Raw genomic sequence first — 12,353 nt, forward strand, 5'->3', positions numbered from 1 at the left:
AGTGGCTCCTCCTGTTGCGAATTTCCCGTGCATCATCAACCAGAAGGGCCTGCCTTGACCCAGTGCTGTATCAATCCGAGCATCCTGTCAGCTGACTTCGTCAACCTTGAGTCGGAGTTGCAGCGCATCAGCAACGCTGATGCCGTGCATGTTGATGTCATGGACAACCACTTTGTGCCCAACCTGACACTCGGCTTGCCGGTGGTGGAGCGAATCCAGGCTGTCAGCCCGGTTCCGCTGGACGCCCATTTGATGATTGCCGACGCCGACCGTTGGGCTCCGGCCTACGCCGACGCCGGCGTCTCGTCAGTGACATTCCACGTCGAAGCGGCCATGGCACCGGTCAAACTGGCCCGTGAATTGCGGGCGCGGGGTTCCAAAGCTGGAATGGCGTTGCGTCCCGCCACCCCTGTGGAACCGTACCTGGACATGCTCAGCGAGCTGGACATGCTGCTGATCATGACAGTGGAACCCGGTTTCGGTGGACAGGCGTTCCTGGACGTCACCCTGCCCAAGATCCGCCGTGCGCGCGCGGCCATTGAGGGTTCGGGCGTGGGGGTTGCCATCCAGGTGGACGGCGGCATCACGGAGGAGACCATCGTCCGGGCCGCAGAGGCAGGCGCCAACGTCTTCGTGGCTGGCTCAGCGGTCTACGGGCACCAGGATCCGGCCGCTGCCATCGACCGTCTCCGGAAGGCGGGACAGGCCGCGTCCGCTCGGTCCTGACGGCGGCATCCACATATTACGGCGGGGGTCGGGAATAGCTTGGCTCCCGCGGCAGTTGTGGCACAATAACAAAACACATACGTGCTCCGGGGTCGGTGTAAGTCCGAACCGGCGGTTATAGTCCGCGACCCGCAAGCCACTGGAAACCAAGAGATTGGTGCCGGCGGCGAACGGTTGAATCGGTGAAATTCCGGTACCGACAGTTAAAGTCTGGATGGGAGAAGCACGTACAGTCATGCCTTGGGCGTTCCTTCAGCGAACGCCCGGCATTGCGCTGTCGTACACCCCCGGAGTCATCGCGGCTTACTGGGAAGGAACGGCATGGACTTACTGCGATGGCTCTTCGAAGCTCAGATCCCCGTTGGAGGATCTGCTCTTGTCTTACGCGAAGTGCTTGGAAACATCTTTGGGTTGCTCAGCGCCCTCGGCGGTATGCGCCGGAAAGTCTGGGCCTGGCCAATCGGCATTGTGGGCAACATTCTCTTGCTGACCGTCTTCCTGGGAAATGTCTTTGGTGCCGCTGCACCCGCAACCTTGTGGGGACAGGCCGGACGCCAAGTCATGTTCATTGCCGTGGCCATTTACGGCTGGTACCGGTGGAGGCAGGGACGGCAGTCCAGCAGCCTGGGACGCGCCGTTGTTCCCGGATGGGCCAGCAACAAGGTCCGCCTCTCCTTGGTGGGGGCGATGATCGCAGGAACCGCAGCCCTCACGCCCCTCTTCGACTCCCTGGGTTCCTATCCGCCGGTGTGGGCCGACGCATGGACCTTCATGGGTTCCCTCCTGGCCACTTACGGCATGGCCCGGGGATGGACCGAGTTCTGGCTCATCTGGGTGGCCGTGGACATTGTGGGCGTCCCGCTCCTGTTCAGCGCCGGGTACTACGCCAGTGCTGTGATGTACCTCTTCTACGGCTTCTTCACCCTCACCGGTTTCTTCGTCTGGTGGCGGGCAGAGAAGCGCGAACGCGTGGTGGCTGATCCCGCCTCGATACCAACGGGTGTGCTCCGTTGAGCGCGGTCGATTCCCTGGACGCCGGGGCGTACACCCAGGCGGAGAAAGCGGCCATGGAGGCGGCATTGGCCGCCGCGCTGGCCGGCCCCCGGGGAGCGAACCCCTTGGTGGGTGCCGTCATTGTGGGACCCGACGGTGGCTTGCTCGCCCAGGGCTATCACCGCGGAGCCGGAACCGCGCATGCGGAGGCGGATGCCATCGCGGAGGCGCGCCGCAAGGGCGTTGATACCGCCGGAACCACCATGGTGGTGACCCTTGAGCCGTGCAACCACGTCGGCCGGACAGGGCCCTGTGCCCAAGCGATAATTGACGCCGGCATCACCTCGGTGATTTACGCCGTCGACGATCCCCATGATCCGGCAGCCGGCGGTGCCCGCACGATGCGTGCCGCGGGTGTGGATGTCCGTTCCGGGCTGGCGCATGCGGAGGCCTTGGCCATGAACCAGGAATGGTTCGACGCCGTTGCCGCCAAACGGCCCTTTGTTACTCTGCACATCGCGCAGACGTTGGACAGCCGCATTGCGGCGGTGGACGGCAGCAGCCAATGGATTTCCAGTCCTGAATCGCTGGCCGACAACCACGGCTTGCGGGCGCTCATCGACGCAATCGTGGTGGGAACCGGAACCGTTCTGGTGGACGATCCCAGGCTGACCGCCAGGACACCGGACGGTGAACTTTCCGCGAAGCAACCGCTGCGTGCAGTCATGGGCCTGCGGGAGGTGCCGCCGGAGGCTGCGGTTCGCGGAACGGATGGGCGCTTCGTGCACCTGCCCACCCGGGACCCTGCGGACGCCTTGCGCCAATTATTTGACCACGGCGTCCGGCACGTCATGGTGGAAGGCGGATCCAGCATCCTGAGCACCTTCCTGGCCGCGGGCCTGGTGGATGAACTGATCGTTTACCTGGCGCCCACATTGCTGGGATCCGGGACGCCCGCGCTCAATGACCTCGGTATCGGCACCCTGGCAGACGCCCAGCACTGGGCGTGGGATGACGCCGGCGGGGGATCGGTGCGGCGCATGGGCAGCGATCTTCGCCTCCACCTTCGCCCCAGAAGGTCCACAGCCCCCAAAACCAGCGATACAACAGCACAAAATTCGAGGCCGCGCGATGAAGCAGCGGAACCTTTCACAGGAGGACGTTGATGTTTACAGGAATAGTTGCCGAACAGGGCACAGTGCTCGGCATCGAGCGCCAGGGCGATGAAAGTGCCACCCTGCGGCTGAAGGCTCCCAGCACCACGGAGGATCTGGCCTTGGGCGGATCCATTGCTGTCAACGGCGTGTGCCTTACCGCGACTGCCATTGATGGCCGGGACTTCAGCGTGGACGTCATGGGGGAGACCCTGGTCCGCACCACCATCGGCGAACTGGTACCCGGGGACACGGTGAACCTGGAGCGTTGTGTACCCGCTGGTGGACGATTGGACGGCCACGTGGTCCAAGGACATGTGGACGGCGTGGGCGAACTGCTGGAACGCGAAGCCCAGGGCAACTGGGACCGCCTCCGCTTTGGCGTCCCGGCCGGGCTGGCGCGCTACATCGCAGAGAAGGGCTCGATCGCCGTCGACGGTGTCTCCTTGACGGTGACCGCAGTCAGCGATGCCATCGACGCAGCGCCATGGTTTGAGGTGGGACTGATTCCCACCACGCTGGAAGAAACAGGGCTGGGAGCCAAGCCCCTTGGAGCACACGTCAACCTGGAGGTGGATGTCCTGGCCAAGTACACCGAACGCCTCCTTTCCTTCGCACCGCGGCCGGAGGGTCAGCGATGAGCGCCCCGGCACAACCCGGAGCCGTGTCCAAGGGCTTGGATTCGGTCGAGGCGGCAGTGGCGGCCATGGCAGCGGGCAAGGCCGTGATCGTGGTGGACAAAGAGGACCGCGAGAACGAAGGTGACATCATCTTCGCTGCCCAGTTCGCCACTCCGGCCCTCATGGGCTGGACCATCCGCTATTCATCGGGCGTCATCTGCGTGCCGTTGGAGAATGAGCGCGCGGACGCCCTGATCCTGCCACCCATGGTGGCCATCAACCAGGATGCCAAGGGGACCGCGTACACGGTGTCCTGCGACGCAGCAGTGGGCGTCAGCACCGGGATCTCTGCAACCGACAGGGCCCTGACAGCAAGGATTCTTGCTGATCCGGGAAGTTCTCCCGCATCAATCACCCGGCCCGGGCATATTTTCCCGTTGCGGGCCGTTAAGGGAGGAGTGCGTGAACGTCCGGGACACACGGAAGCTGCCGTGGACTTGTGTCGTCTTGCCGGGCTTGCCCCGGTGGGCGTGATCGCCGAGTTGGTACATGACGACGGTGAAATGATGCGCTTGGACAGCCTACGGGATTTCGCTTCCGAGCATGGATGCCCCCTCATCTCCATTGAGGACCTGGTTACCCATGTTGAGAAGGTAGGATCCGGGGCGGCACATGTTTCACAGGCAGACGAGGAGAAGCGATGACCGCATCGACAACACGCAGCGGAGACCACACGGACTCCGCTCCGCACATGGTAAGCGGCGGGCCCATCGTGCAACTGCCGACGGCCTTTGGGGACTTCGTGGCCCAGGCCTGGACGGATCATGAAACGGGACATGAGCACCTGGCTGTAAGCTCTCCCAACCCGCCCAAAGATGGGAAGGCGCCGCTGGTGCGCCTGCACTCGGAGTGCCTCACGGGAGATGTTTTTGGTTCCTACCGCTGCGATTGCGGTGAACAGCTCGCGTTCGCATTGGAGCTCATTCATGCCGAGGGTGGAACCCTGCTGTACCTGCGTGGGCAGGAGGGCCGCGGCATTGGACTGGCCAACAAGATCAAGGCCTACGCCTTGCAGGAGGCCGGGTTCGACACCGTCGAAGCCAATGAACAGCTTGGCCTGCCTGTGGATGCACGGTCCTATACTGCTGCTGGCCGGATCCTGGCCGAGATGGGCCTGAGTTCGGTCCGTTTGCTCAGCAACAACCCGGATAAGCAGAACCGCCTGGCCCAGGCCGGTGTGGCGGTGGTGGAGATGGTGCCCACGGAAGTGCCTTCCCGCGAACAGAACCTGCGGTACCTGCAAACCAAGAAAGACCGCATGGACCACTTGCTGGCCCTTGATGTACAGCCGGTCAGCAACGGCAAAACTTCCCGCAACAGCACTCTCGACCAGAACCACGACTGAACGGATTTCCAGACCCAATGAGCGGACACGGCGCGCCCACCATAGACCTCACCACCCTCGATCCCGAGGAAACTTCACGGCTTAAGCTGGCCATTGTTGCCGCCAGCTGGCATACCCAGATCATGGACGGACTGGTTGACGGCGCACTGCGTGCCGCCAAAGAGGCCGGCATTGAAGCCCCCACGGTGCTGCGTGTTCCGGGAAGTTTCGAACTCCCGGTAGCGGCAGCCAGGGTCGCTCCGCACTTCGACGCCGTCGTTGCCCTGGGCGTCGTCATCCGTGGCGGGACCCCGCACTTTGAGTACGTCTGCCAGGCGGCGACGTCGGGACTCACCGATGTCAGCGTCCGCACCGGAGTTCCGGTTGGCTTCGGAGTGCTCACCTGCGATACCGAACAGCAGGGCCTGGACCGCGCGGGACTTCCCGGCTCCAGCGAAGACAAGGGCCACGAAGCAGTGACCGCAGCGTTGACAACAGCTGTCCTGCTGAAGCAATACAGCTGACCCTGGCACCAGCCAAACCAGGCACCGAAGGGGATGTGAGTGTGTCTTCACTCACATCCCCTTCGTCATGCAACGCCCCAACAAGCGGCGGCCGCCCCGAAGCAAGTAGTCTGGAGGGCGTGAAGAATTTCGAGACGCTGTTCGCAGAACTGAGTGAGAAAGCAGCGAACCGCCCGGCAGGTTCGCGCACGGTCGCCGAACTGGACTCCGGGATCCACGGCATCGGCAAAAAGGTAGTTGAAGAAGCCGCCGAAGTATGGATGGCCGCCGAGTACGAATCGGACGAGGCTGCTGCTGAGGAAATCTCCCAGTTGCTGTACCACCTGCAGGTTCTCATGCTCGCCAAAGGCCTCAGCCTGGAGGACGTTTACAAGCATCTCTAGCCACGCCGCTCCCTGCGGAGCCTGACGCGTGGCCGATGTGCCTGAACATCCCTTCCTAAAGAAAGTCCTTCCAATGCTCCGTGTAGCAGTCCCCAACAAGGGATCCCTGTCCGAAGCCGCCTCGGCAATGTTGTCCGAGGCCGGCTACCGCCAGCGCCGCGATTCCCGCGAACTGGTCATGGTTGATCCTGACAATGATATTGAGTTCTTCTTCCTGCGTCCCCGTGACATTGCCGTGTACGTCGGCCAAGGCACACTGGACGTAGGAATCACCGGCAGGGACCTCCTGCTTGACGCCAAGGTTGAAGCGGAGGAACTGCTTCCCTTGGGGTTCGCGCCCTCCACCTTCCGTTTCGCCGGTCCCGTAGGTGACTTCAGCGGCGTCGAGCAGCTTGAAGGCAAGCGGCTGGCCACCAGCTATGACGGTCTCCTCCGCGACTACCTGGCAGAGCGTGGAGTCAATGCCACCGTGGTCCGCCTTGATGGAGCCGTTGAGTCATCCGTCCGGCTGGGTGTGGCAGATGCCATCGCCGACGTCGTGGAAACCGGAAATACGCTCAAGGCCGCCGGCATGGAGATCTTCGGTGATCCCATCCTGAAGTCCGAGGCCGTCCTCATCCGGCGCTCGGGATCCGGTGGTGCCGCGAACGGGACAGCCAAGGAAATCGACATCCTCATCCGTCGTCTGCAGGGTGTCCTGGTGGCTCGCCAGTACGTGCTGATGGACTACGACATCCGTAAGGACCTGGTGGAGGATGCAGCCGCGCTGACTCCTGGCCTGGAATCACCCACTGTGTCCCCGCTGCGGGATTCCGAGTGGGTTGCCGTGAGGTCCATGGTTCCCAAGAAGGAAACCAACCGGATCATGGACGAACTCTATGATTTGGGCGCCAGGGCCATCCTGGTCAGCAGCATCCACGCCTGCCGTATCTGATCCGCACCACCAGCAGAGCCCAGGCCCACAGCGGACCTGTATAAAAGAGGAGCAGCACATGGCTGTAGCTGTACGCGTCATTCCCTGCCTGGACGTCGACGCCGGGCGCGTAGTGAAGGGCGTCAATTTTGAGGGCCTCCGCGACGCAGGCGATCCCGTGGAGCTGGCCCACCGTTATGACAACGGCGGTGCCGATGAGCTGACGTTCCTGGATGTCACTGCGTCCTCGGGCAACCGGGAAACCACGTTTGATGTTGTCCGACGCACCGCGGAGGAAGTCTTCATCCCGCTCACCGTGGGCGGCGGCGTCCGCGGTGTGGCCGAGGTGGACAAGTTGCTCAGGTTCGGTGCGGACAAGGCGTCGATCAACACGGCCGCTGTAGCGCGCCCCGAAGTGATTGACGAGATCACCCGCCACTTCGGTTCCCAGGTCCTGGTTCTCTCGGTGGACGCACGGCGAACCCGCGAAGGTGACCAGCCGACGTCGTCCGGTTTTGAGGTGACCACCCACGGTGGACGCACGGGAACCGGGATCGACGCGATCGCCTGGGCCAAGGAAGCCGCTGACCGCGGCGTGGGTGAAATCCTGCTGAATTCGATCGACGCCGACGGCACCAAGGACGGGTTCGACCTCGAGCTCATCCGCTTGGTGCGGTCTGCTGTGAACATCCCGATTATTGCCTCCGGTGGCGCGGGTATTCCGGAGCACTTTCCGCCGGCCGTTCAAGCCGGGGCGGACGCTGTTTTGGCGGCGTCGGTGTTCCACTTCGGCCCGGACGACATGATCTCGCAGGTCAAAGCCGCTATTCGCGGCGCCGGCTTCGAAGTTCGCTGAGGCCGGTTCTCCGACCAACCACGCCCTGGCGGACGTGGGGCTAAAGCCCTACGTCCGCTGACTGCAAGAGGGCGACGGCGTCCGGCTGGCCCTCGAAGGTAACCAGCGCCTGGCTGGTGCGTCCGTGGGCATGCATCAGGAGCTCGCCCGGCTCGCCAACAATAGCGACCGATACCGGTGCCCGCTTGGCCACGTGCCGCGGACCCGTGGGCCTCACCAGGACGATTCCCAGGTCCACGCCGCGGTAAAGGAAAGCGGCGCGCTTGATGAGGTCGTCCCAGAGTGCGTTCGAGTAGGCCTCGTCCAAGGCCCGTGGCGCCCAGCGATCGCCGGCGCGGCGGACGTCCTCGGTGTGGACAAAGTATTCGATCAGGTTGGACGTCTCATCCAAGGCCTTGATCTTCATGGGCGACAACGCCGGAGGGCCTGCGCGGAAGGTCTTGATGAGATCCGCATAAGCCTCGGGACTCTTCAGTTTGTCCGCGAGCTTGGCAGTGGCTTGCTCGGACGCCTTGGCCAATTTGGGGATCAAAAGTCCCAAACCCACGGCGATCTTGCGTTCGCGAAGAAACAAATGTGCGGCAAGGTCCCGTGTGCGCCACCCTTCGCAGAGCGTGGGGGAGTCAGGACCGGCCGCCAGAAGGGTCTCGGCCAGGACTTCTCGGGAAGGATCGACGAAATGCATCACTTGTGAAACTAGCACGATCAGGCCGTTCTTGCGCAGTGGAACCGCCGCAGAATGCCGCCCGGGCCGGAGGCACTAGACTTGATCTGATGTCAGAGCAGTCCGCCCCCAGCCCTTCTCCCGCCGCGGAGCTTTCCAGCAACCCCGGCGGGCCTTTGCCTGCTGAAATCGCCAGCACCCTGAAGCGGGACTCCGCTGGCTTGGTTGCGGCAATTGTCCAGCAGCACGATACCCACGAGGTCCTCATGCTCGGCTGGATGGACGACGAAGCACTGCACCGAACCATGACCACGGGACGGGTGACGTTCTACTCCCGGTCCCGGCAGGAATATTGGCGCAAGGGCGACACCTCCGGCCACGCCCAGTTCGTGAAGTCCGTTGCCCTCGACTGCGACGGCGACGCTCTTTTAATTCGCGTGGACCAGGTGGGCGCCGCGTGCCACACCGGCACCAGGACCTGCTTTGATGGCCGCGACTTCGACGTCGTCACCGGCCAGCGCGGTTAGGCCCCGCCCTTCCCCCCGCTTGACCCCCTGACCTGTTTCACCTCTGAAGTACAGTCACACCCGACCAAAGGCGGAGAACAATAGCCATGCAGGACCTTGGAATCATCAGCCCGGGCCTGGAAGAGTTCCGCGAACTCGCCGTCCACAGCCGTGTTATCCCTGTCCGACTCAAGGTCCTGGCTGACGCCGAGACGCCGATCGGCCTCTACCGCAAGCTCGCCAAGGGCCAGCCGGGAACGTTCCTGCTGGAATCCGCAGCCGTTGGTGGGGCCTGGTCCCGCTATTCCTTCATTGGCTCCAAGTCCCGCGCTACCCTCACCACCAAGGACGGGCAGGCCCACTGGATCGGCCAGCCTCCTGTTGGCGTGCCCGTGGACGGGAATCCCGTGGAAGCCGTCCGGGACACCATCGCCGCACTCCAGACCGACCGTTTTGAAGGACTCCCGCCCTTCACCTCCGGACTGGTGGGTTTCCTTGGCTGGGAATCCGTTCGGCACTGGGAAAAACTGACGTCTCCGCCGGAAGACGACCTGCAGTTGCCGGAGATGGCCATGAACCTGGTCACCGACATGGCTGTGCATGACAATGTGGACGGCACCGTGCTGTTGATCGCCAACGCCATCAACTTTGATGACAGCTCCGAACGCGTGGACGACGCATGGCATGACGCTGTTGCCCGGGTCAAGGGCATGCTGGGACAGATCAGCACGCCCGTGGCGCAGCCCGTCTCCGTCATGGAAGCAGCCGCCCTGGATTTCGCCTCCAGCGTTCAGGAACGCTGGGAAGAGTCCAAGTACCTCGAAGCGATCGATCGCGGCAAGGAAGCGATCGTTGACGGCGAAGTTTTCCAGGTGGTCATTTCGCGCCGCTTCGAAATGGAATGCCCGGCCGACCCCCTGGACGTCTACCGGGTGCTCCGGAACACCAACCCGAGCCCCTACATGTACCTCTTCAGCCTGGAGGACGCAGACGGCCGCGAGTACACCATTGTGGGTTCTTCCCCCGAGGCCCTGGTTACGGTCACCGGCAACGAGGTCATCACCCACCCCATTGCCGGGTCCCGGCCCCGTGGCAGGACCGTGGAGGCGGACAAGGCCTTGGCAACTGAGTTGCTGGCGGACACGAAGGAACGCGCCGAACACCTGATGCTGGTTGATCTTTCCCGCAACGACCTCTCCAAGGTGTGCGTCGCGGGGACCGTTGATGTCACCCAGTTCATGGAAGTTGAACGCTTCAGCCACATCATGCACCTGGTGTCCACCGTGGTGGGGGAGCTCGCCCCCCACGCCAAGGCGTACGACGTCCTGAAGGCGACGTTCCCCGCCGGCACCTTGTCCGGCGCGCCGAAGCCCCGTGCCCTTCGCCTGCTGGACGAGCTGGAACCGCACCGTCGCGGGATCTACGGCGGCGTGGTGGGCTACCTGGACTTCGCCGGGGACATGGACATGGCCATCGCCATCCGTTCTGCCCTGCTCCGCGAAGGCCGGGCCTACGTCCAGGCCGGCGGCGGCATCGTGGCCGATTCCCACAAGCCCGCCGAGGCTTTGGAAACTGTCAACAAGGCAGCAGCGCCACTACGGGCCGTCCATATGGCCGGTTCGCTGAACAACATCGCTGCAGCTTCCCTTCCGGAAACGGAAACGCTCGACGGCGGGACATCAGCACTGTGAGCCAGGAACCTTCCGTCTCGTCAGCCACCCCGACACCGCGATGGGCGCGCAAGTCCAACCTGGTGCTGGCCATGACCATCCTTGCCTTGGTGGTGTTCGGCACCACCACCCAGACGTGGATAGAGGTGCAACTGGACCCCAACGGGGCCTCCAACAGCAATCTCCATGTGCCGGGCAACAAGGCAGCAACAGCCGTCACGGCCTTGGCATTGGTGGCACTGGCGGGCGGTCTGGCCGCTTCGATTGCCGGAAAGATTGCCCGATGGGTGACTGCGGTCATCATCGCGTTGTCTGCCCTGGGAATTGTGCTGGCCGCAGTGACGGTACTGGCGGACCCGCTGGGTGCTGCCCAGGGAGCAATCGCTGCGGCCACAGGCGTCTCCGGGGGCCAGGCAACTGTTGCTGCGACTGCGTTTCCCGTCCTTGCCGTGGTGGCAGGCGTGCTGCTGGCAGTGTGCGCCGTGATGCTTCCCTTGGCCGGACGGTATTGGACGTCACGGACCAAGTACGACGCCCGGGCCAGGGGCCGGCAGAACAGCAAGGAACCCGTGGACGAGATCGACAGTTGGGACAGCCTGTCGCGGGGCGAAGACCCTACCTAAAACAGTGCCAGCGCATCGTCGGGTGGCTTTGCCCGCAATAAAAGCACACGCATGCGCCACGGCTCCGGGCGATGTCCCGGGAGTGGCCAATAAATGGCAGAATGTAAGCAGTATTCATCCTGAGGAGATTTAACATGAGCAAAACCACAGCGTCCGCAGTCCAAGCAGAATCCAAGATGGCCAGCCACGCTGACGCCATTGGTCACGGCAACAGCCCGGCTGCCTGGACCTGCGTTTTCGTCATGCTCGCTGGTGCTTTGATTTCCTCCATTGCCTTTGTCATCGCCAGCACCCCGATCTTCATCGGCGGCATTGTTGTGATGGTTATCGGCCTCATCGTTGGTGGAATCATGCGCCGTGCAGGCTACGGAGTCGGTGGCAGCAAGCTGCAGAACAACGGTCACTAATCGTGACCGTTCTTGATGACATCATTGTTGGCGTCAAGGAGGAAATGGAGGCCCGCCGTCGGCTGATTTCCATCGCAGAGCTGAAGGACCGCGCTGCTGCACAGAAGCCCGCCCGCGATGCGTGGGTGGCTCTTGGCGGCAACGACTCGCCGCGCAACGACCTCAAGGTCATCGCCGAAATCAAGCGCCGCAGCCCCTCGAAGGGCGACCTCGCGCCCATCGAGGATCCGGCGTCCTTGGCCGCGCAGTATGCCGACGGCGGTGCCTCCGTGATCAGCGTGCTGACCGAACAGCGCCGATTCGGCGGGTCCTTGGCTGACCTCGATGCCGTCCGTGCCGCCGTCGAGACCCCCTTGTTGCGCAAGGACTTCACGGTGGACGAGTACCAGATCTGGGAAGCCCGTGCACACGGTGCCGACCTCATCCTGCTGATCGTGGCTGCGCTGTCTGACGCGGAGCTCGCAGAGTTCAGCGCCCTGAGCCATGAGCTGGGCATGAATGTACTGGTGGAGACACACACGGAAGAAGAGATCGAACGTGCCGTTGCGGCCAAGGCCAAAATCATCGGCGTCAACGTTCGGAACCTGAAGACGTTGGACGTTGACAGGTCCATCTTCGGAACACTGGCGGGCTCGATCCCTGCTGACGCTGTGATTGTGGCTGAATCGGGCGTGCGCAGTGCCGATGACGTTTCGCATTATGCGGCCGGTGGCGCCAACGCCATCCTGGTGGGGGAGGCGCTGGTTAGCGACTCCACGCCGCGTGAACGTATTACTGAATTCAAAGCAGCTGGAGCTGCGGCCATCGCCGTCAGGAACTGAAACAGTTACTGGAAAATCGGCATGTAGCTACAGGCAGCCCGGGCTTAGGCCCGAGGCTGCCTTGCAGCAGGTGGAACTACCCAATGAACTAACTGGAAGAGGACGGTGG

Annotated in this window: 16 protein-coding genes and 1 riboswitch; of the genes, 15 read left to right on the forward strand and 1 reads right to left on the reverse strand. The window is 63.2% G+C overall.

What is annotated here, in order from left to right:
• Window positions 1-54 precede the first annotated feature (54 nt).
• From rpe to hisF, 10 genes are all read left to right on the forward strand, one after another.
• Window positions 55-726, forward strand: coding sequence for a ribulose-phosphate 3-epimerase (gene rpe / locus JOE60_RS08030; RefSeq protein ID WP_167268942.1), 672 nt, complete (start codon window positions 55-57; stop codon window positions 724-726).
• A gap of 77 nt (window positions 727-803) precedes the next feature.
• Window positions 804-957: riboswitch (FMN riboswitch) on the forward strand.
• Between the two features lie 90 nt (window positions 958-1,047).
• Complete coding sequence (gene pnuC, locus JOE60_RS08035) at window positions 1,048-1,740, forward strand: nicotinamide riboside transporter PnuC (RefSeq protein ID WP_167268940.1); 693 nt, start codon at window positions 1,048-1,050, stop codon at window positions 1,738-1,740.
• A gap of 53 nt (window positions 1,741-1,793) precedes the next feature.
• Window positions 1,794-2,885: a bifunctional diaminohydroxyphosphoribosylaminopyrimidine deaminase/5-amino-6-(5-phosphoribosylamino)uracil reductase RibD gene (gene ribD, locus JOE60_RS08040; protein WP_204814993.1), complete on the forward strand. Its 1,092-nt coding sequence runs from the start codon at window positions 1,794-1,796 to the stop codon at window positions 2,883-2,885.
• Window positions 2,885-3,514 (forward strand): riboflavin synthase, encoded by a 630-nt coding sequence (locus tag JOE60_RS08045; protein WP_167268936.1) that lies wholly within the window; start codon window positions 2,885-2,887, stop codon window positions 3,512-3,514. The genes ribD and JOE60_RS08045 overlap by 1 nt, the downstream gene beginning before the upstream one ends.
• The gene (gene ribB / locus JOE60_RS08050; protein WP_167268934.1) at window positions 3,511-4,197 is read left to right on the forward strand and encodes a 3,4-dihydroxy-2-butanone-4-phosphate synthase; all 687 of its coding nucleotides are present in this window, start codon (window positions 3,511-3,513) and stop codon (window positions 4,195-4,197) included. Before JOE60_RS08045 ends, ribB begins: the two co-directional genes overlap by 4 nt.
• Entirely contained in the window at window positions 4,194-4,898 is a 705-nt protein-coding gene (gene ribA / locus JOE60_RS08055; protein ID WP_167268932.1) for a GTP cyclohydrolase II, read from the forward strand. Before ribB ends, ribA begins: the two co-directional genes overlap by 4 nt.
• A gap of 17 nt (window positions 4,899-4,915) precedes the next feature.
• Complete coding sequence (gene ribH, locus JOE60_RS08060; protein WP_167268930.1) at window positions 4,916-5,401, forward strand: 6,7-dimethyl-8-ribityllumazine synthase; 486 nt, start codon at window positions 4,916-4,918, stop codon at window positions 5,399-5,401.
• Window positions 5,402-5,520: 119 nt separating this feature from the next.
• Window positions 5,521-5,784, forward strand: a complete 264-nt coding sequence (locus JOE60_RS08065; protein WP_167268927.1) for a phosphoribosyl-ATP diphosphatase — start codon at window positions 5,521-5,523, stop codon at window positions 5,782-5,784.
• Window positions 5,785-5,857: 73 nt separating this feature from the next.
• On the forward strand, window positions 5,858-6,718 hold the full coding sequence (hisG, locus tag JOE60_RS08070; RefSeq protein WP_167268925.1) for an ATP phosphoribosyltransferase: 861 nt from the start codon (window positions 5,858-5,860) through the stop codon (window positions 6,716-6,718).
• A 58-nt stretch (window positions 6,719-6,776) separates the two neighbouring features.
• Window positions 6,777-7,553, forward strand: coding sequence for an imidazole glycerol phosphate synthase subunit HisF (hisF, locus tag JOE60_RS08075; protein ID WP_167268923.1), 777 nt, complete (start codon window positions 6,777-6,779; stop codon window positions 7,551-7,553).
• Window positions 7,554-7,593: 40 nt separating this feature from the next.
• Here the strand turns inward: hisF and JOE60_RS08080 are convergent, their stop codons facing one another.
• Complete coding sequence (locus tag JOE60_RS08080) at window positions 7,594-8,238, reverse strand: TIGR03085 family metal-binding protein (protein WP_167269090.1); 645 nt, start codon at window positions 8,236-8,238, stop codon at window positions 7,594-7,596.
• Window positions 8,239-8,327: 89 nt separating this feature from the next.
• On the opposite strand from JOE60_RS08080, the gene hisI reads away from it, so the two are divergent.
• The 5 genes from hisI (at window position 8,328) to trpC (ending at window position 12,244) form a co-directional block, all read left to right on the forward strand.
• The gene (hisI, locus tag JOE60_RS08085; protein WP_167268921.1) at window positions 8,328-8,744 is read left to right on the forward strand and encodes a phosphoribosyl-AMP cyclohydrolase; all 417 of its coding nucleotides are present in this window, start codon (window positions 8,328-8,330) and stop codon (window positions 8,742-8,744) included.
• An 86-nt stretch (window positions 8,745-8,830) separates the two neighbouring features.
• Window positions 8,831-10,414, forward strand: a complete 1,584-nt coding sequence (locus JOE60_RS08090) for an anthranilate synthase component I (protein ID WP_167268919.1) — start codon at window positions 8,831-8,833, stop codon at window positions 10,412-10,414.
• A complete protein-coding gene (locus tag JOE60_RS08095) occupies window positions 10,411-11,016 on the forward strand; it encodes a Trp biosynthesis-associated membrane protein (protein WP_314326494.1) in 606 nt (201 codons plus the stop codon). The genes JOE60_RS08090 and JOE60_RS08095 overlap by 4 nt, the downstream gene beginning before the upstream one ends.
• 134 nt (window positions 11,017-11,150) lie before the next feature.
• The gene (locus JOE60_RS08100) at window positions 11,151-11,423 is read left to right on the forward strand and encodes an HGxxPAAW family protein (RefSeq protein ID WP_167268917.1); all 273 of its coding nucleotides are present in this window, start codon (window positions 11,151-11,153) and stop codon (window positions 11,421-11,423) included.
• A gap of 2 nt (window positions 11,424-11,425) precedes the next feature.
• The gene (gene trpC, locus JOE60_RS08105; protein ID WP_204814874.1) at window positions 11,426-12,244 is read left to right on the forward strand and encodes an indole-3-glycerol phosphate synthase TrpC; all 819 of its coding nucleotides are present in this window, start codon (window positions 11,426-11,428) and stop codon (window positions 12,242-12,244) included.
• The last annotated feature ends 109 nt before the right edge of the window (window positions 12,245-12,353 follow it).

The organism is Paenarthrobacter ilicis (assembly GCF_016907545.1).
GTDB classification, from domain to species: domain Bacteria; phylum Actinomycetota; class Actinomycetes; order Actinomycetales; family Micrococcaceae; genus Arthrobacter; species Arthrobacter ilicis.

Bases quoted from the DNA above. Each gene is read 5' to 3' on its own strand.
- pnuC (WP_167268940.1), top strand. From the start codon at position 1,048: ATGGACTTACTGCGATGGCTCTTCGAAGCTCAGATCCCCGTTGGAGGA.
- ribD (WP_204814993.1), top strand. From the start codon at position 1,794: ATGGAGGCGGCATTGGCCGCCGCGCTGGCCGGCCCCCGGGGAGCGAAC.
- JOE60_RS08045 (WP_167268936.1), top strand. From the start codon at position 2,885: ATGTTTACAGGAATAGTTGCCGAACAGGGCACAGTGCTCGGCATCGAG.
- ribB (WP_167268934.1), top strand. From the start codon at position 3,511: ATGAGCGCCCCGGCACAACCCGGAGCCGTGTCCAAGGGCTTGGATTCG.
- ribA (WP_167268932.1), top strand. From the start codon at position 4,194: ATGACCGCATCGACAACACGCAGCGGAGACCACACGGACTCCGCTCCG.
- ribH (WP_167268930.1), top strand. From the start codon at position 4,916: ATGAGCGGACACGGCGCGCCCACCATAGACCTCACCACCCTCGATCCC.
- hisG (WP_167268925.1), top strand. From the start codon at position 5,858: ATGCTCCGTGTAGCAGTCCCCAACAAGGGATCCCTGTCCGAAGCCGCC.
- hisF (WP_167268923.1), top strand. From the start codon at position 6,777: ATGGCTGTAGCTGTACGCGTCATTCCCTGCCTGGACGTCGACGCCGGG.
- JOE60_RS08080 (WP_167269090.1), bottom strand. From the start codon at position 8,238: ATGCATTTCGTCGATCCTTCCCGAGAAGTCCTGGCCGAGACCCTTCTG.
- hisI (WP_167268921.1), top strand. From the start codon at position 8,328: ATGTCAGAGCAGTCCGCCCCCAGCCCTTCTCCCGCCGCGGAGCTTTCC.
- JOE60_RS08090 (WP_167268919.1), top strand. From the start codon at position 8,831: ATGCAGGACCTTGGAATCATCAGCCCGGGCCTGGAAGAGTTCCGCGAA.
- JOE60_RS08100 (WP_167268917.1), top strand. From the start codon at position 11,151: ATGAGCAAAACCACAGCGTCCGCAGTCCAAGCAGAATCCAAGATGGCC.